The 18362-nt window shown below is 53.7% G+C and carries 16 protein-coding genes; 10 read left to right on the forward strand and 6 right to left on the reverse strand.

Annotated features, from left to right (window positions below; all coding sequences use genetic code 11):
* The 3 genes from ftsE (at position 1) to rpoH (ending at position 2831) form a co-directional block, all read left to right on the forward strand.
* Positions 1-669, forward strand: coding sequence for a cell division ATP-binding protein FtsE (ftsE, locus tag ACMYSL_RS01960; protein ID WP_142513353.1), 669 nt, complete (start codon positions 1-3; stop codon positions 667-669).
* Positions 662-1720 (forward strand): permease-like cell division protein FtsX, encoded by a 1059-nt coding sequence (gene ftsX, locus ACMYSL_RS01965; RefSeq protein ID WP_112214873.1) that lies wholly within the window; start codon positions 662-664, stop codon positions 1718-1720. Before ftsE ends, ftsX begins: the two co-directional genes overlap by 8 nt.
* 256 nt (positions 1721-1976) lie before the next feature.
* Positions 1977-2831: an RNA polymerase sigma factor RpoH gene (gene rpoH / locus ACMYSL_RS01970; RefSeq protein ID WP_004106554.1), complete on the forward strand. Its 855-nt coding sequence runs from the start codon at positions 1977-1979 to the stop codon at positions 2829-2831.
* 34 nt (positions 2832-2865) lie between these two features.
* On the opposite strand, the gene ACMYSL_RS01975 is transcribed toward rpoH, so the two are convergent.
* Complete coding sequence (locus tag ACMYSL_RS01975) at positions 2866-4380, reverse strand: PLP-dependent aminotransferase family protein (protein WP_434661258.1); 1515 nt, start codon at positions 4378-4380, stop codon at positions 2866-2868.
* 118 nt (positions 4381-4498) lie between these two features.
* Between ACMYSL_RS01975 and ACMYSL_RS01980 the strand changes: the two genes are divergently transcribed.
* Positions 4499-5764 (forward strand): 4-aminobutyrate--2-oxoglutarate transaminase, encoded by a 1266-nt coding sequence (locus tag ACMYSL_RS01980; RefSeq protein ID WP_434661259.1) that lies wholly within the window; start codon positions 4499-4501, stop codon positions 5762-5764.
* A gap of 317 nt (positions 5765-6081) precedes the next feature.
* Positions 6082-7185: a branched-chain amino acid ABC transporter substrate-binding protein gene (locus ACMYSL_RS01985; protein ID WP_181484606.1), complete on the forward strand. Its 1104-nt coding sequence runs from the start codon at positions 6082-6084 to the stop codon at positions 7183-7185.
* A gap of 231 nt (positions 7186-7416) precedes the next feature.
* Here the strand turns inward: ACMYSL_RS01985 and panM are convergent, their stop codons facing one another.
* Positions 7417-7800 carry an aspartate 1-decarboxylase autocleavage activator PanM gene (gene panM / locus ACMYSL_RS01990; RefSeq protein ID WP_434661260.1) on the reverse strand — a complete coding sequence of 128 codons (384 nt, stop codon included), beginning with the start codon at positions 7798-7800 and terminating at the stop codon, positions 7417-7419.
* 421 nt (positions 7801-8221) lie between these two features.
* Here panM and livK point away from each other — a divergent pair, with 421 nt between their 5' ends.
* The 5 genes from livK to livF are packed head-to-tail and all read left to right on the forward strand — an operon-like array spanning position 8222 to position 13084.
* On the forward strand, positions 8222-9331 hold the full coding sequence (gene livK, locus ACMYSL_RS01995; protein WP_434661261.1) for a high-affinity branched-chain amino acid ABC transporter substrate-binding protein LivK: 1110 nt from the start codon (positions 8222-8224) through the stop codon (positions 9329-9331).
* Between the two features lie 57 nt (positions 9332-9388).
* Positions 9389-10315 (forward strand): high-affinity branched-chain amino acid ABC transporter permease LivH, encoded by a 927-nt coding sequence (gene livH / locus ACMYSL_RS02000; RefSeq protein WP_110274905.1) that lies wholly within the window; start codon positions 9389-9391, stop codon positions 10313-10315.
* Complete coding sequence (gene livM, locus ACMYSL_RS02005) at positions 10312-11589, forward strand: branched chain amino acid ABC transporter permease LivM (protein WP_181484609.1); 1278 nt, start codon at positions 10312-10314, stop codon at positions 11587-11589. The genes livH and livM overlap by 4 nt, the downstream gene beginning before the upstream one ends.
* A complete protein-coding gene (gene livG / locus ACMYSL_RS02010) occupies positions 11586-12353 on the forward strand; it encodes a high-affinity branched-chain amino acid ABC transporter ATP-binding protein LivG (RefSeq protein ID WP_110274907.1) in 768 nt (255 codons plus the stop codon). The genes livM and livG overlap by 4 nt, the downstream gene beginning before the upstream one ends.
* Positions 12354-12370: 17 nt before the next feature.
* Positions 12371-13084: a high-affinity branched-chain amino acid ABC transporter ATP-binding protein LivF gene (gene livF, locus ACMYSL_RS02015; protein ID WP_110275061.1), complete on the forward strand. Its 714-nt coding sequence runs from the start codon at positions 12371-12373 to the stop codon at positions 13082-13084.
* A 231-nt stretch (positions 13085-13315) separates the two neighbouring features.
* Here livF and ACMYSL_RS02020 read toward each other — a convergent pair whose 3' ends face one another.
* The 4 genes from ACMYSL_RS02020 to ACMYSL_RS02035 form a co-directional block, all read right to left on the reverse strand.
* Complete coding sequence (locus ACMYSL_RS02020) at positions 13316-14911, reverse strand: UxaA family hydrolase (RefSeq protein ID WP_182235161.1); 1596 nt, start codon at positions 14909-14911, stop codon at positions 13316-13318.
* A gap of 34 nt (positions 14912-14945) precedes the next feature.
* On the reverse strand, positions 14946-16256 hold the full coding sequence (locus ACMYSL_RS02025) for an MFS transporter (RefSeq protein ID WP_434661262.1): 1311 nt from the start codon (positions 16254-16256) through the stop codon (positions 14946-14948).
* 18 nt (positions 16257-16274) lie between these two features.
* Positions 16275-17174 (reverse strand): dihydrodipicolinate synthase family protein, encoded by a 900-nt coding sequence (locus tag ACMYSL_RS02030; RefSeq protein ID WP_434661263.1) that lies wholly within the window; start codon positions 17172-17174, stop codon positions 16275-16277.
* Positions 17175-17403: 229 nt separating this feature from the next.
* On the reverse strand, positions 17404-18171 hold the full coding sequence (locus tag ACMYSL_RS02035; protein ID WP_181484613.1) for an IclR family transcriptional regulator: 768 nt from the start codon (positions 18169-18171) through the stop codon (positions 17404-17406).
* Positions 18172-18362 lie beyond the last annotated feature (191 nt).

Below are 18362 nucleotides of genomic sequence, written 5' to 3' on the forward strand. Positions count from 1 at the left end.
ATGATTCGCTTTGAACAAGTCAGCAAAGCCTATCTCGGTGGGAGACAAGCGCTGCAGGGGGTCAATTTCCACCTGCAGTCAGGCGAGATGGCGTTTCTGACCGGCCATTCCGGCGCGGGGAAAAGTACCCTGCTGAAGCTTATCTGCGGTATTGAACGGCCCAGCGCCGGGAAAATCTTATTTGGCGGCCACGATATTAGCCGTCTCAAAAGCCGTGAGGTGCCGTTTTTGCGCCGCCAAATCGGTATGATTTTCCAGGATCACCACCTGCTGATGGACAGGACCGTATTTGATAACGTGGCGATTCCGCTGATCATTGCGGGTGCCAGCGGCGATGACATTCGTCGTCGCGTATCGGCGGCGCTGGATAAAGTGGGCCTGCTGGACAAAGCGAAAAACCTTCCCATTCAGCTTTCGGGTGGTGAGCAGCAGCGTGTGGGTATTGCCCGCGCGGTGGTGAACAAGCCTGCGGTGCTGTTGGCGGATGAACCGACGGGTAACCTCGACGAAGCGCTGTCGGAAGGGATTTTACGTCTGTTTGAAGAGTTTAACCGCGTTGGGGTGACGGTTCTGATGGCAACGCATGCCCTGGGGCTTATCTCCAGCCGTCCGTACCGCGTCCTGTCCCTCAGCGACGGACATATGCATGGAGGCCGCATCGGTGAATAAACGCGAGGCAATGAACCACATTCGCCGGTTCGGTAATCGATTCGATCGTTTTCGCAACACGACGGGCGCAGGCGGTAGCGGCGGGCGCAATTCGTCAAAACGGCCAAAAGCGGCACCGAATCCGGCTTCCCGTAAGAGTAACGTGTTTAATGAACAGGTGCGCTACGCCTGGAACGGCGCGCTTCAGGATCTGAAAAGCACACCGCTGGCGACTTTCCTGACGGTAATGGTGATCGCCATTTCACTGACGCTACCGAGTGTGTGCTACATGGTGTACAAAAACGTCAGCACCGCCGCGACGCAGTATTATCCGACGCCGCAAATCACCGTCTATCTGGAAAAAACGCTGGATGACGATGCCGCAGCAAGGGTTGTTGGTCAGCTACAGGCCGAGCAGGGCGTAGAAAAGGTAAACTACCTGTCGCGCGATGAAGCCCTTGGCGAGTTCCGCAACTGGTCAGGTTTTGGCGGCGCGCTGGATATGCTGGAAGAAAACCCGCTGCCGGCGGTCGCGATTGTGGTGCCGAAGATTGATTTCCAGAGCGTTGAGGCGCTGAACACGCTGCGTGACCGGGTGAGTCATGTTCAGGGCGTTGATGAAGTGCGTATGGATGACAGCTGGTTTGCGCGGCTCTCGTCGTTGACCGGGCTGGTTGGGCGCGTTTCGGCGATGATCGGTGTGCTGATGATTGCGGCGGTATTCCTGGTTATCGGCAACAGTGTGCGTTTAAGCATATTTGCCCGTCGCGATACTATCAACGTGCAGAAACTTATTGGCGCGACCGATGGCTTTATTCTGCGTCCGTTCCTGTACGGCGGCGCGCTGTTAGGTTTCTCCGGCGCATTTTTGTCGTTGATTCTGTCAGAAATTATGGTGATGCGCCTGTCGTCGGCGGTCACCGAAGTGGCGAAAGTGTTCGGTACTCAGTTCGAGCTCAGTGGTTTAGGCTTCGATGAATGCCTGCTGATGCTGCTGGTTTGTTCAATGATTGGTTGGGTTGCGGCCTGGCTGGCAACCGTTCAACATTTACGTCACTTTACTCCCGAGTAATAAAAATCTGGTATAATCTTTCCCTGCACTGAATGTCTCTCTGCAGGGAAAGAGTCCCTGTCGGCTCTTCCCTTTAGTTCATCTCCATGTCACATTTTGTGCGTAATCTATTCACATCATTGCATGGAACTTGTGGATAAAATCACTGTCTGATACTAATGTGAGTGATATTCTCGTTGCTCATCAATGCTGGCATGTTTGTTGCTCCGTTGTGAGGACAGAATGATGTCAGAAGATATCGATTGAGAGGATTTGAATGACCAAAGATATGCAAACTTTAGCCTTAGCCCCCGTTGGTAACCTGGAATCGTACATCCGGGCTGCGAACACTTGGCCGATGTTATCGGCTGATGAAGAGCGGGAGCTTGCTGAAAAGCTGCATTACCAGGGCGATCTGGAAGCAGCGAAAAAGCTGATCCTGTCTCACCTGCGCTTTGTTGTTCATATTGCTCGTAATTACTCGGGCTATGGCCTGCCGCAGGCGGATTTGATTCAGGAAGGTAATATCGGCCTGATGAAAGCCGTGCGCCGTTTTAACCCGGAAGTGGGCGTGCGCTTGGTTTCCTTCGCCGTGCACTGGATCAAAGCGGAAATTCACGAATACGTGCTGCGTAACTGGCGTATCGTGAAGGTCGCAACCACTAAAGCGCAGCGTAAGCTGTTCTTTAACCTGCGTAAAACTAAGCAGCGTCTGGGCTGGTTCAACCAGGATGAAGTGGAAATGGTTGCCCGTGAGCTGGGCGTGTCGAGCAAAGACGTGCGTGAGATGGAGTCACGTATGGCAGCGCAGGACATGACCTTCGATATGTCGTCGGATGATGAGTCCGATAGCCAGCCGATGGCACCGGTGCTCTATCTGCAGGATAAAACGTCTAACTTTGCCGACGGCATTGAAGACGATAACTGGGAAGAGCAGGCGGCGAATAAGCTGACCGACGCGATGCAGGGACTCGACGAGCGTAGCCAGGATATTATCCGCGCCCGCTGGCTGGACGAAGATAACAAGTCCACGCTGCAGGAACTGGCAGATCGTTACGGCGTTTCGGCTGAACGTGTACGTCAGCTTGAAAAGAACGCCATGAAAAAACTGCGCGCTGCTATCGAAGCCTAATCTGAGCGCCAGCGCCCCCCGATAACGCCCCACATTACGTTGGGGCGTTTTGTTTTTTAGCCCCCGCCAGCGCCTGCGGACAGTACATCCGTAAGCACTCCAGCAAAATATTGAACGCCGGTTCCATCTGCGCTTCAGGCTGGGAGGCAAAACCCATCAATAACCCTTTCTTACGTTGTGCCGTCAGGTAGTAGCGAGATAGCGGGCGCACGAGAATATTGTGCTTGTTCGCGTCCTGAGCAATCGCCACGTCATCCGCCTCATCCGGCAAGTTCAGTATCAGATGCAGTCCGGCATTATCGCTAAAATCCGATAGTGCGTGCGGGCCGCAATATTGCTGAATCAGCTCGGTCAAAAAGATGCGGCGGCGGCTGTACAGCAGGCGCATACGGCGAATATGCGCCGAGTAATGACCGGCGTTGATAAACTCCGCCAGCGCCAGCTGGATCAGCGAGTGACCACCGCGATACAGTTCGGCATGGGCGTTTTTGAGTTCAGCCGTCAGCGGTCGGGGAAGCACCACATAGCCTAGCCGCAGTCCCGGATAGAGCGTCTTACTGAACGTGCCGACGTAGACCACCGGCGCTTCGGGGGCCAGGCCCTGAAGAGCCGGTATCGGCTGACCGGAAAAGCGAAACTCACTATCGTAGTCATCCTCTACAATCCAGCTTCCGTGCTGATGGGCTAGCGCCAGTAGCCGTTGTCGGCGCTCGAGGCTCATTACTGCGCCCAGCGGATACTGATGGGATGGCGTGACGAAGATAAGCCCTGGGGCTTCGGCGATGGTGTCGGGCGGACACAGGCCATTGGCATCAACGGTAATCGGTTCTGCTCGTACTTCATTCATCGCCAGCACGTGGCGAATACCCCAATAAGACGGTTCTTCGACCCAGGCAAGATCCCCGTTGTCGCACAGCATACGGGTGACCAGGTCGATGGCCTGGTGGATCCCTTCAGTAATAAGAATCTGATCTGCCTGACACTGCACGCCGCGCGCTACTCTTAAGTAGTCCACCAGCGCATGTTGCAGTTCGGGCGTGCCGCCATTGCAGCTATAGCTAAGTTGTTCCGGTTTCGGGCGGCGGCTGATGCGCGCCTGAATTTTACTGAATAACGGGTGGGGGAAGGCGTTGACGTCCGGAACGCCAGGGATAAAAGCTCCCCACTGACGAGGGCTGGCGCTAACGTGACTCAGTAGATGCTGACCGCGTCGGGAGATATACGCTGTTGTCGCAGGCATGGCGCTGTTTTCATTGCCGCTGCTTGCGGAAGGGAACATATCAGGCAGCGTTTTTGCCACAAACGTCCCGCTACCGCGGCGGGAAACGATATATCCCTCCGCAAGTAGTTGTTCGTAAACCGTTAAAATTGTGTTGCGTGACATTCGTAATTCCCCGGCCAGATCTCGTGAGGGGGGCAGGCGGCTATGGGGCGGCAGAGAACCGTCCAGAATTGAGCGGCGAATCGCCTTATAAAGACGTTTATGCAGGAGTGGGTCTGCTTCTTCCTGCAATCTGACCAGTACCAGGTCTGCGACGAGCGAGCGCAATTGGATCCCTCAGATAATCTGAATTGGTACTCGATTGTAGAGCCAAATCCTGTGTAAATAAACGACATAGTTTCGAATTTGTTGCGATAGCGTGACACACATGACAGGAGATTCTCGGGTGAAAAGTTCAGAACTGAATCAGCGTCGCCAGCAGGCGACTCCGCGTGGCGTAGGGGTAATGTGCAGCTACTTTGTTGAGAAAGCAGAGAACGCTACGTTGTGGGATCTTGAAGGCAATGAGGTGATTGATTTTGCCGCCGGTATTGCGGTGCTGAACACCGGTCATCGCCATCCAAAAGTAGTTGCCGCAGTTGAACAGCAACTACAGGCATTTACCCATACCGCTTATCAGATTGTCCCATATGAGAGCTATGTCACCCTGGCTGAACGCATTAACGACCTGGCGCCGATTGATGGCCCGGCGAAAACCGCGTTCTTTACCACCGGTGCGGAAGCTGTTGAAAACGCGGTGAAGATTGCTCGCGCTTATACCCGACGCCCGGGGTTAATCACCTTTGGCGGCGGTTTCCACGGCCGTACCTTTATGACCATGGCGCTGACCGGCAAAGTGGCCCCCTATAAGATTGGCTTTGGCCCGTTCCCGGGATCGGTTTATCACGCCGTCTACCCAAATGCCGCTCACGGTATTACTACCGCCGACGCGATGAAAAGCCTTGAGCGCATTTTCAAAGCCGATATTGCAGCAGACCAGGTCGCGGCGATTGTGCTGGAGCCGATTCAGGGCGAAGGCGGCTTTAATGTTGCACCGTCTGACTTCATGCAGGCATTGCGCACGCTGTGCGATACCCACGGTATTCTGTTGATAGCCGATGAGGTGCAAACCGGCTTTGCGCGTACCGGCAAGCTGTTTGCGATGCAGCACTATGATGTGAAGCCTGACCTGATGACGATGGCCAAAAGCCTCGCCGGTGGCTTCCCGCTTTCCGGCGTGGTGGGTCGTGCCGAAGTGATGGATGCTCCGGCACCTGGCGGCCTCGGTGGCACCTACGCCGGGAACCCGCTGGCGGTGGCGGCGGCGCACGCGGTACTTGATGTCATTGAAGAAGAGCAGCTGTGTCAGCGTGCTGAACAGCTGGGTAGTCATCTGAAAGAGGTGCTAAATCAGGCGCGTCAGAACTGCCCGGCCATTGCTGACGTTCGCGGTCAGGGGTCAATGGTAGCGGTAGAATTTAACGATCCGCAAACCGGCGAGCCATCGGCGGAAATCACTCGTCAGATCCTGCAAAAAGCCCAGGAAAACGGTCTGCTGCTGTTGAGCTGCGGTGTTTACGGTAACGTTATTCGCTTCCTCTATCCGTTGACCATTCCGGATGCGCAGTTTACTAAGGCGCTGGATATTTTGGCCCGCATACTGAAGAACTAATCCTACACTCTGCGGCGGTTGATGCTGCCGCAGACTCATTATCCCTACGCGTTATATACATCCCGTCTATCGTTTAGCTCGTGACGTTTTCTTTTGGCGTAGATTTTTATTTGTCACTTATCTGTTACATAACCCGCAATTTTATCGTTTCCAATTATCCTGAATGACGGTATGTTTAGCATAGTGTGCTGCAAAAGCGCAGGCAGCAGACCCTAATCTAACTATCATATGCTTTTCTTATGTGTCTAATTAGAATAATGCGCTAATAAACAACATCACAACAAATGCAAAAAACCATAATAATGGGGAGCCTCAGGATGAATATGAAGGGTAAAGCGTTACTGGCAGGATGTATTGCCTTGATAATGAGCAGTGCGGCAATGGCTGAAGACATTAAAGTTGCCGTTGTTGGCGCGATGTCTGGCCCGGTAGCGCAGTATGGCGACCAGGAATTTACTGGGGCAGAGCAGGCAATTGCGGATATCAATGCCAAAGGCGGCATCAAAGGCAATAAGCTGCAAATGGTAAAATACGACGACGCCTGTGACCCGAAACAGGCAGTTGCCGTGGCCAACAAAGTGATCAACGACGGCATTAAATACGTTATCGGTCACCTGTGCTCCTCTTCCACTCAGCCGGCGTCTGATATCTATGAAGATGAAGGCGTGCTGATGATCACTCCAGCGGCAACCGCACCGGAACTGACTGCTCGTGGCTATCACTTGATTCTGCGTACCACTGGCCTCGATTCTGACCAGGGTCCGACTGCCGCAAAATATATTCTGGACCAGGTGAAACCGCAGCGTATCGCGATTGTTCATGATAAGCAGCAGTATGGTGAAGGCCTGGCGCGTGCGGTGCAGGATAACCTGAAGAAAGGCGGCGCTAACGTGGTGTTCTTTGACGGTATCACCGCTGGGGAGAAAGATTTCTCCACCCTGGTTGCGCGTCTGAAGAAAGAAAATATCGACTTTGTCTATTACGGCGGCTATCACCCGGAGATGGGGCAGATTCTGCGTCAGTCCCGCGCCGCTGGCCTGAAAACCCAGTTTATGGGTCCAGAAGGGGTAGCGAACGTTTCGCTGTCTAACATCGCTGGCGCTTCGGCGGAAGGCATGCTGGTCACCAAGCCGAAGAACTACGACCAGGTTCCGGCGAACAAACCGATCGTAGACGCGATCAAAGCTAAAAAACAGGATCCGAGCGGCGCGTTCGTGTGGACCACCTATGCCGCGCTGCAATCGCTGCAAGCGGGCCTGAATCAGTCTGAAGATCCGGCGGAAATCGCTAAGTATCTGAAGGGCGCCACGGTCGAGACCGTGATGGGGCCGCTTTCCTGGAACGAGAAGGGCGATCTGAAAGGCTTCGAGTTCGGCGTGTTTACCTGGCATGCTAACGGTACCGCGACCGACGCCAAATAAATTTAACCTGCGCCTTTCGCGCCGCAGATACGTTGGCCGTGTCCCTCAACCCCGGTCGCTTACTGATGTAAGCTCCCGGGGATTTCGGTTCTTGCCGCCTTTCTGCAACGCGAAATTCTTGGTTAAATCAGTGGCTCCTTGCGTCTTCGTATAGGCGAGGGCAAAGGTAGAAGTAAAAAGGCAACGCAAGTTGCCTTTTTTAGTGTTTGGTCGCGCCTGTCCGGGCTACTTTCAGCGTTTTTCCCAACCGCCCGTCTGCGCGCTAAATCCCAGCGTATGCATAAACGCCGCCATCACGCTGCGGTCTTCCACGCCAGCATCCTCTACCCGCCAGCGGCTGATTTCCGGGTTATCCCGCAAGACTTCCTCGACTAAATATTGTCCGACGCCGCGGCGGCGGGTCACTTCACGCACGCACAGCGCACTCAACTTACCCTCGGCGCCGTTGCGCGTTACGCGAACCGCACCCAGCAGGCGCTCGTTAAAACGGGCGGCATAAATGCGCTGGCGATCATCTAAGGTTAATGCTGCCAGATCCTGCGACGGCCAGATTTTCGCTAAGTCGATGCGGTCCTGATCGCTGAAGTGTTGTAAACGAATAATGGTCAGTTTCATGCGCGGTGAGTCCAGTTAAAACGGATGCGTCAGTGTATCCAAATTCACTGTCAGGCGGAGCGCTGTTTTTTGCGCATTCATCAGGTGATTCGTTTTCCTGGATGGAGCAGGGTAGCGCATTTCATCATGGATCGAAAAATAAGCAGAATTTTAACCTAATATGTAGCGTTTTATTCCGCCTTATGTATCGTTATTTTATGCTGTTTACTGGACTTTTTTTGTTTATCTTCCCGCAAATACAGAATATTATCTTTGCTTAATCGCCTGAAAAATAGAGATTTTAATCTGGATTCAGGCAAAAAACTGCGCTAAACCATTAAAGATAATGGTAAAAGTAGCGTTGTTTAATAAAAGCACAGAATGCTTTTTAACCATAAAAATACAAAATATTTACATCACATCACGAACGGGGTTCTGCAGCATGAAAAGGAACGCGAAAACAATTATCGCGGGATTCGTCGCACTGGCGATGTCCCATGCGGTAATGGCCAAGGATATTAAAGTCGCTGTTGTCGGTGCGATGTCTGGCTCGGTAGCCCAGTGGGGCGATATGGAGTTCAACGGCGCACGCCAGGCAATTAAAGACATTAATGCCCAGGGCGGCATTAAGGGCGATAAGCTGGTTGGCGTGGAATATGACGACGCCTGTGACCCGAAACAGGCCGTTGCGGTTGCCAACAAAATCATTAACGACGGCATCCAGTATGTTATCGGTCACCTCTGCTCCTCCTCAACTCAGCCCGCATCAGATATCTATGAAGACGAGGGTGTTCTGATGATCTCTCCGGGGGCGACCAACCCGGAACTGACTCAGCGCGGCTACCAGTACATTATGCGTACCGCGGGTCTGGACTCTTCTCAGGGGCCGACCGCTGCTAAATACATCATGGAAACCGTCAAACCGCAGCGTATTGCTATTATTCATGACAAGCAGCAATACGGTGAAGGTCTGGCGCGTTCTGTCCAGGATAGCCTGAAAAAAGGCGGCGCGAACATTGTCTTCTTTGACGGTATTACCGCCGGTGAAAAAGACTTCTCCGCGCTGCTGGCGCGCCTGAAGAAAGACAATATCGACTTTGTTTACTACGGCGGCTACTACCCGGAAATGGGCCAGATGCTGCGCCAGGCACGATCCGTCGGCCTGAAAACCGTGTTTATGGGGCCGGAAGGTGTGGGTAACGCATCACTGTCGAACATTGCAGGCGACGCGGCGGAAGGCATGCTGGTCACGATGCCAAAACGCTATGACCAGGATCCGGTGAACAGCGCTATCGTTGACGCGCTCAAAGCTGAGAAGAAAGATCCAAGCGGTCCGTATGTCTGGATCACCTACGCTGCCGTGCAGTCTCTGGCGCAGGCGATGGACAGAGCCAGCAGCCAGGAGCCGCTGGATTTAATCAAAGATCTGAAAGCTCACGGTGCGAAAACCGTGATTGGGCCGCTGAATTGGGACGAAAAAGGCGATTTGAAGGGATTTGAGTTTGGTGTCTTCCAGTGGCATGCGGACGGGTCATCCACCCTCGCGAAATAAGCCATAAGACAAGTTATCCCACCGCCCGCGCGTCGGGCGGTAGAAAAAGGTTACCTTATGTCCGAGCAGTTTCTCTATTTTCTGCAGCAGATGTTTAACGGCGTCACGCTGGGCAGTACCTACGCGCTGATCGCCATCGGCTATACCATGGTGTACGGCATTATCGGCATGATTAACTTCGCCCACGGCGAGGTTTACATGATTGGCAGCTATGTCTCCTTCATGATTATTGCCGCTCTGATGATGATGGGCATTGATACCAGTTGGCTGTTGGTCGCCGCTGGATTCGTCGGGGCTATCGTCATCGCCAGCGCCTACGGCTGGAGTATTGAACGCGTGGCCTACCGGCCCGTGCGCAGCTCCAAGCGCCTGATTGCGCTGATCTCCGCCATCGGGATGTCCATTTTCCTGCAAAACTACGTCAGCCTGACGGAAGGTTCGCGCGATGTCGCGCTGCCGAGTCTGTTTAACGGCCAGTGGACGGTAGGCAGCAGCGAAAACTTCTCTGCTACCATCACCACCATGCAGGCCGTTATCTGGGTCGTAACCTTTATCGCCATGCTGGCGCTGACGGTGTTTATCCGCTATTCCCGCATGGGCCGTGCCTGTCGCGCCTGTGCTGAAGACCTCAAAATGGCCAGCCTGCTGGGGATTAACACCGACCGCGTGATCGCGCTGACCTTTGTGATCGGCGCTGCAATGGCGGCGGTCGCGGGTGTGTTGCTCGGTCAGTTCTACGGTGTTATCAACCCCTATATCGGCTTTATGGCCGGGATGAAAGCCTTTACCGCTGCGGTTCTGGGTGGCATCGGCAGTATTCCAGGAGCGATGATTGGCGGTCTGATTTTGGGTATCGCTGAAGCGCTTTCCTCTGCCTATCTCAGCACGGAATATAAAGATGTCGTCTCCTTTGCCTTGCTGATTGTGGTGCTGCTGGTGATGCCGACCGGCATTCTGGGCCGCCCGGAGGTAGAGAAAGTATGAAACCGATGCATTTTGCGATGGCGCTGCTTTCTGCGGTGATGTTCTTTATTCTGGCTGGCGTCTTTATGGGCGTGCAGTTGGAGCTGGACGGCACCAAACTGGTGGTGGATACCGCCGCGGATATCCGCTGGCAGTGGATCTTTATCGGCACCGCGGTCGTCTTCCTCTTCCAGCTACTGCGTCCTGTTTTTCAGAAAACCATGAAAAACGTCTCCGGGCCGAAGTTTATTCTGCCGGCTATCGATGGTTCGACGGTTAAGCAGAAACTGTTCCTGATTGCGCTGCTGGTTATCGCCGTGGCGTGGCCGTTTATGGTGTCGCGCGGGACGGTGGATATCGCCACGCTGACGATGATTTATATCATCCTCGGCCTGGGTCTTAACGTAGTGGTCGGGCTTTCTGGCCTGCTGGTGCTGGGCTATGGTGGTTTCTATGCCATCGGCGCTTACACCTTCGCGCTGCTGAATCACTATTACGGTCTGGGATTCTGGACCTGCCTGCCGCTGGCGGGGCTGGTTTCAGCGGCTGCGGGTTTCCTGCTTGGCTTCCCGGTACTGCGTCTGCGCGGCGATTATCTGGCGATTGTGACCCTCGGCTTCGGCGAAATCGTGCGCATCCTGCTGCTCAATAATACCGAGATAACCGGTGGCCCGAACGGTATCAGCCAGATCCCAAAACCAACCCTCTTTGGCCTTGAGTTTAGCCGCAGCGCTCGCGAAGGCGGCTGGGACACTTTCAGCAACTTCTTTGGTATGAAATACGACCCTAGCGACCGGGTGATTTTCCTCTATCTGGTTGCCCTGCTGCTGGTGGTCTTCTCGCTGTTTGTTATCAACCGCCTGCTGCGTATGCCGCTGGGCCGCGCATGGGAAGCGCTGCGTGAAGATGAAATCGCCTGTCGTTCGTTGGGCCTCAACCCGACGCGCATCAAGCTGACCGCCTTTACCATCAGCGCCGCGTTTGCCGGTTTTGCCGGAACCCTGTTCGCCGCCCGTCAGGGCTTCGTCAGCCCGGAATCCTTTACCTTCGCCGAATCAGCCTTTGTGCTGGCGATTGTGGTGCTGGGCGGGATGGGCTCGCAGTTTGCGGTGATCCTGGCGGCAGTTCTGTTGGTGGTATCGCGCGAGCTGATGCGTGATTTCAATGAATACAGCATGTTGATGCTGGGTGCGTTAATGGTACTGATGATGATCTGGCGTCCGCAGGGCCTTCTGCCGATGACCCGTCCGCAGCTGAAGCTGAAAAACGGTCAAGCGAAAGGAGAGCAGGCATGAGTCAGCCATTATTGTCCGTAAACGGTCTGATGATGCGTTTTGGCGGCCTGTTGGCGGTCAACAACGTGTCGCTGGAGCTGCGCGAGCGGGAAATTGTGTCGCTTATCGGCCCTAACGGTGCCGGCAAAACGACGGTATTTAACTGCCTGACCGGTTTCTATAAACCGACCGGCGGTAGCATTATGCTGCGCGACCAGCATCTCGAAGGGTTGCCGGGCCAGCAGATTGCCCGTATGGGCGTGGTGCGAACTTTCCAGCACGTGCGCCTGTTCCGCGAAATGACGGTGATTGAAAACCTGCTGGTGGCGCAACATCAGCAGCTGAAAACCGGCGTCTTCTCTGGCCTGCTGAAAACGCCATCTTTCCGTCGTGCGCAGAGCGAAGCGCTCGATCGCGCCGCCACCTGGCTTGAGCGTATCGGCCTGCTTGAGCACGCTAACCGTCAGGCCAGCAACCTGGCCTATGGCGACCAGCGTCGTCTGGAGATCGCCCGCTGTATGGTGACCCAGCCGGAAATCCTGATGCTCGACGAACCGGCGGCAGGGTTGAACCCGAAAGAGACCAAAGAGCTGGACGAACTGATCGTCGAGCTGCGCAACCATCACAACACCACTATCCTGCTGATTGAGCACGATATGAAGCTGGTGATGGGCATTTCCGACCGTATTTACGTGGTAAACCAGGGCACGCCGCTGGCCAACGGTACGCCGGAAGAGATCCGCAATAACCCGGACGTGATCCGCGCCTATTTAGGTGAAGCATAATGGTGGTGACGGATAAGATGGAAAAAGTGATGTTATCTTTTGACAACGTCAGCGCGCACTACGGCAAGATTCAGGCGCTGCATAACGTCAGTCTGCACATCAACCAGGGGGAGATTGTCACCCTGATTGGCGCGAACGGCGCGGGGAAAACCACGCTGCTGGGTACGCTGTGCGGCGATCCGCGCGCTTCCAGCGGGCGCGTTGTTTTCGACGGTAAAGATATTACCGACTGGCAAACGGCGAAGATCATGCGTGAAGCGGTGGCGATTGTGCCGGAAGGGCGTCGCGTCTTCTCGCGCATGACGGTAGAAGAGAACCTGGCGATGGGCGGCTTTTTTGCCGAGCGTGACCAGTTTCAGACCCGCATCAAGTGGGTCTACGAGCTGTTTCCGCGCCTGCATGAACGTCGGGTTCAGCGAGCGGGCACTATGTCCGGCGGCGAACAGCAGATGCTGGCGATTGGCCGTGCGTTGATGAGCCAGCCGCGTCTGCTGCTGCTCGATGAGCCCTCGCTGGGACTTGCGCCGATTATCATTCAGCAAATCTTCGACACCATCGAACAGCTGCGCGAACAAGGGATGACAATATTTCTTGTCGAGCAGAATGCTAATCAGGCGCTGAAGCTGGCCGACCGCGGCTACGTGCTGGAAAACGGCCACGTGGTGTTGGAAGATACCGGCGATGCGCTGCTGGCTAACGAAGCGGTGCGCAGCGCCTATCTGGGCGGGTAATGAAGTAAAAACGCCCGGCAGATGCCGGGCGTTTGAGTCTGATGACAAACCAGGTTTAAAGATTGTGCTCGCGTTTCTGCCGGGCGGCGGCTGACGCCTTGCCCGGCCTACAAAACCCACAATATCAACAAATTGTGCATTTTTCGTAGGCCCGGTAAGGCGCTAGCCACCACCGGGCAATTCCACAAGAACTAACCCTGTCAGCAAGCTGCCGGGCGTTTTGCTCGATTCCTACAGCTCCAGCGATCGTTTCCACATCATAAAATCATACTGTTCAAGCGCATCCGCTTTTGTCTGCCAGGTCCCGCTGGCGGTGGCGATAATTTTCTCAAACAGGCCGTCGGCAATTTCCGCCAGCGGGGTACCTTCGATAATTGGCCCGCAGTCGTAATCGATAATATCCGGCATCTTTTTCGCCAGCGTAGAGTTGGTCGAGACTTTGAGAACCGGAACGATAGGGTTACCCGTCGGCGTACCGAGCCCGGTTGAGAAGATAACGACGTTGCATCCCGCTGCAACCAGTCCCGTCACCGCATCGACATCATTGCCCGGCGTGCAGACCAGTGAAAGGCCGCTCTCGCCCATCGGTTCGGCGTAATCGCATACTGCGCTCACCGGCGCTCTGCCGCCTTTTTTCGCCGCACCGGCGGATTTGATGGCGTCAGTAATCAGTCCATCGGCAATATTTCCCGGACTGGGATTATCGGCAATGGTGGTGCCAAAGAAGTTAGCCACATGCTCATAGTTTTTCATCAGCGACAGAAACTTCTCTTTCAGCTCGCGATTCATGCAGCGTTGTACGATATCCCCCTCCGCGCCGCACAGCTCCGGGAACTCCGCCAGCCCGGATGCGCCGCCAAGGGCGACAAGACGGTCTGATACTTCGCCCATGGCCGGGTTCGCGCTGATCCCTGAGAATCCGTCGGAAGCGCCACATTTCACGCCGATTTTGAGGTGGGAGAGCGGGACGTCCTGACGCTCAGCGACGGGCGCTTCGCGGATTGCGTTGTACGTTTCGGTCAATGCATCCTGCATCATTTTTTCTTCGCTACTCCAGTCCTGCTGTCTGAAGTAGATTACCGGCTTGCTGAACTGTGGGTTACGCTTCGCGAGTGCGGCCTTGAAATCAACAATTCGCGCTTTTTCACAACCCAGCGCGAAGACCGTTACGCCGAGAACGTTAGGGTGATCGGAATAAGCGGCAAGGACGTCGCACATTGTCATGCTGTCTGATGTCGCGCCGCCGCAGCCGGAGTTGACGGTGATACAGCGGATACCGTCAAGATGCGGGAAGGGCAGATGCCGGTTATCGTTTAAAGCACTGGCCGATGTTACCTGTCGGGCGAAATTTTTCAGGCCGTTATTGGCATAGCCGAGGGCGTCGTTTAGCGCATCGGTGACGCGCTGAACGTTGCGGTTTTCACAGAAAACCAGCGGAATGACCAGCCAGTAGTTTGCCGTGGCGACCCGGCCATCTTCACGGACGATCCCGCGGAAGGTCCGCTGCTGCCAGGCGGAGACATCGGGCTGCTGCCAGTCATAGGGCGCAACATCGTCAAGCGAAACCGGGGCCGCATAATGTTTGATATTGTCGGTAGTGATGGCTTCGCCGCGGGTGATGGGTTGCGTCGCTTTGCCAACTGGAACGCCATATAGCGAAACGATATCGCCGGGCTGGATATCCTGGGTGGCAAACTTGTGTTTGGCTTTGACATTGCTTTGTAAAACGTACTCTTCATCGTTCCAGTTAACCCGCTGGTCTTTGCGTAAGTCTTGCAGCGCAACGATCAAGTTGTCAGTAGGGTCAATTTTTAAGATGGTCTGCATTTTATTTATCCTTTTTTATGAGTGCATCAGGATTTTAGTGGTGGGTGACCGCGACGCCGTTTGTCGCTTTTCTGCCCGCGAGTGCGGCAATCAGCAGTGCGCAGCAGACGGTGATAAGCGACAGGGCAACCAGCCCCGCCGAATCGTTGCCGAAGAAGGCATCGACCTCAACGCGAATGAGCGGAGCCAGAAAGCTACAAAATGCGCCCATCGTGGTACAGAAGCCGATACTGGCCGCCAGCGCTGAACCTGACACAATCTGCGCCGGGAAGGTCCAGAAAATAGGCTGTACGGAAAGGAAGCCGATCGCCGAGAGCGAGAGGGCGGCAATGGCCAGCACCGGGCCTGACCAGGCCGAAACAAACAGACCCAGCGCCGCTGCCAGCATGCACAGTACCGAAATCAGGATCCGCCGGTTCGGCATTTTGTCTGCCAGACGCGGGATGTAATAAACGCCGACGGCAGAGCAGGCCCACGGAATGGCGGCAACTAACGACTCTTTAAAGCCGAGCGTGGATCCCATTAATGAGGCAACTTGTGAAGGCAGGAAGAACATCAGTCCGTAAACGCTGATCTGGATGGTGCCGTAGATCAGCGCCAGGTGCCAGACTTTAAGGCTTTTCAGCGCGGTACTGACGCTGCTGGTTTCGGTTTGTCGCTGCTCCTGTTGAAGCTGTTCAATTAGCGCTTTTTTCTCCTCTTCGCTCAGGAAGCGAGCTTTGTCCGGCGTATCGTCGAGCCAGAACCAGGCAAAGATCCCCATGATGACCGCTGGGATCCCTTCGATAAAGAACATCCAGAACCAGCCGGGCCTGCCGAGAAAACCGTGCATTTCCAGTAGTGCGCCGGAGAGAGGCGAGCCGAGGGTCAACGCCAGCGGAACGCCGAGGACGAAAATGCCGACGACGGATGCGCGAACCTTATTGGGGAAATAGATAGAAGCCAGCAGCAGAATGCCGGGGTAAAAACCCGCTTCGCCTAATCCCAATAAGAAGCGCAGGACAATAAACTGGGCTTCCGTCTGTACCAGCCCGGTGAGGGCAGACAATATGCCCCACAGGATGGTGGTGATGCTTAACCATTTTTGCGCGCCAATCTTATTGAGGATCAGGTTGGCTGGAATACCAAACAACGCATAGGCGGCGAAAAATATCCCTGCGCCCAGGGCAAAGGCGGAGTTAGAGAGCCCAATATCCACCTGCATCGCCTCTTTGGCGAATCCCACGTTGACCCTGTCGATAAAGGCGATGAAGTATAAAATAAACATCAGTGGCACCAGGCGCTTCCATGATTTAGTAATCGCGGAATTCAATACCGGGTTGTCGTAAGCTGTGATCGTTTTCATAATACCTCCGCGTTGAGGTCAGGCATTAATGGCAATACCAGCCCGGGAAAGTATGCGCTGAATACTTTCGGTCTGGCCGGTTGAGAGCGTGTTAAAAGGTGGTGTGCAGCGATCGGACTGAATAATTCCGCGTAGCTGTAACGATTTTTTAAATGTGGGAATGAACGGATCGTTAACCGCGTAAATATCCATTAAATCATCCACTTTTTTCTGGAATAGTGAAATCTGGTCCAGATTGTTATCGTTAAATGCCTGCATCCAGTCGCGGAAGATCTCCGGGCAAATATTGGATAACCCGCCGATACATCCATCTCCTCCTGACAAGATATTGTGCGCAAAGTTATTGTCATAACCGGCATAGACTTCAAAATATGGCAGTTCAGATTTTACCTGGCGAATAACCTGCGCTGTATGATTGGTGTCCGGAATTGTGTCCTTAAGACCGATAATATTGGGGAATTCTCTGGCGAGGCGTAAACAGACTTCGGGCGAGACGGAATAACCGGTACGTTCCGGGAAGTTATAGATGAAGATTTTGGCGGCAGTACGGCGAGCTATCTGGCTATAAAATGTATAAATTCCCTCATCAGTCAGGCGGAAGTACCAGGGGCTGATAATCATAACGCCATCAAGCCCGCATTCGTCGGCGTAGTTTGCCAGCTCTACGCACTCGTCAATATCCATGCGGCTGGTGCCCGCATAGGCCTTTATACCTTCGCGTGGGAATTCTGCCGCCATTTGAATTATCTGACGGGAGGTTTTCATATCCAGGGAGAAAAACTCACCGGTACTGCCCATGACGACAAATCCCGAGACGCTTTTTTTAATGAAATCGTACAGACGGAAATTCCCTTCAGGATCCAGCCTGCCATGTTCATCAAAAACCGTTATTGCTGGTGTGATGTAACGACTTTGCATATTTTTCCTCTTGTTTGTTCGTATATACAAACTGTGTTTGTATTTGCGACTTAACATAAGAAAACACGCTATGAATGCGAAGTCAAATGGCGAAAAAGACGTCTGGATAATTGATTAAGTCAATGAATGGATGGGGGAATAAGCAGAAAGAACAGGTGCCGCAGCGAATGATTAAATATCGGTATTGTGTGGGGAATCACAATTCCTGCGGCATTGCATTGTGAATGAATTAGTAATTTTTGATATCGGGCAGCTTGTTCAGCACGCTTTCAATCCTGTCTTTCGCGTCTTTTAACGAACGAATGACCTGCTGGGTTTTTTCATCAGTGGCGCGAAAGGAAGGTAATGAGACGCTAATTGCTGCCAGAATGATGCCTTTCTGCTGCAGGGGGACGGCGAAGCAGATGGTATCGTCGTTGATTTCCCGATCGTCCATGGCATAACCGTTATCTGCGACCTGCACTAACTGCTGACGAAGCTGAGCCATATCCGTCACGCTGCGAGCGGTGACTGAAGGGAGACCTTGCGGATAGAGCTCCAGAATCTCTTCGTCGCGATGCTTATGCAGCAGTGCTTTTCCCAACGCAGAGCAAATTGCCGGGAGACGCGTTCCTACCTTAGAGACCAGCTGTACGGTTTGCTCACCCTGCACTTTATCAACGTAAAGCACCCAGGCGTCATCCAGAATTCCGAGCTGGCAAACCTCATTGCACTCATTGACCACCGTGTGCATTTCACTGTTGATCATTTTAAGCCAGAATTCTTTTTCAACCGTTGAGCTGGCCAGTACCGCGCATGAGATCCCCAGGGTGTAAATACCGTTGCGATCGTCGTGACTGATATATTTTCGGTATTGTAATGATTTGAGGATGGGAAAAATCGTTCCTTTCGAAATGTCCGTTTTGAGCGATAGCTCAGAAAGCGTCATCCCATCCGCGTTGGCTAATGTTTCCAGAATGAGTAAAACGCGCTCGGTAGGTTTATGAAGCGTCTTCATATTTTTCCTTGTGACGGTTCGCCGGAGAGTGCTTTTTAACGAACCTTATTTAACTACAGATTCCCTTTTATCTGTAGCCTGGCCTGCCTCTCTTTTTCGCTTTGCCATTTCCCTGCCACTTTTTTTTCACCGTTTCATCATGTTTTCGCCAATTTATTGTAATATTTTTGTAATGCAATAGTTATTTTTCT

This window comes from Klebsiella sp. MISC125 (assembly GCF_051131775.1).
Lineage (GTDB): Bacteria > Pseudomonadota > Gammaproteobacteria > Enterobacterales > Enterobacteriaceae > Klebsiella.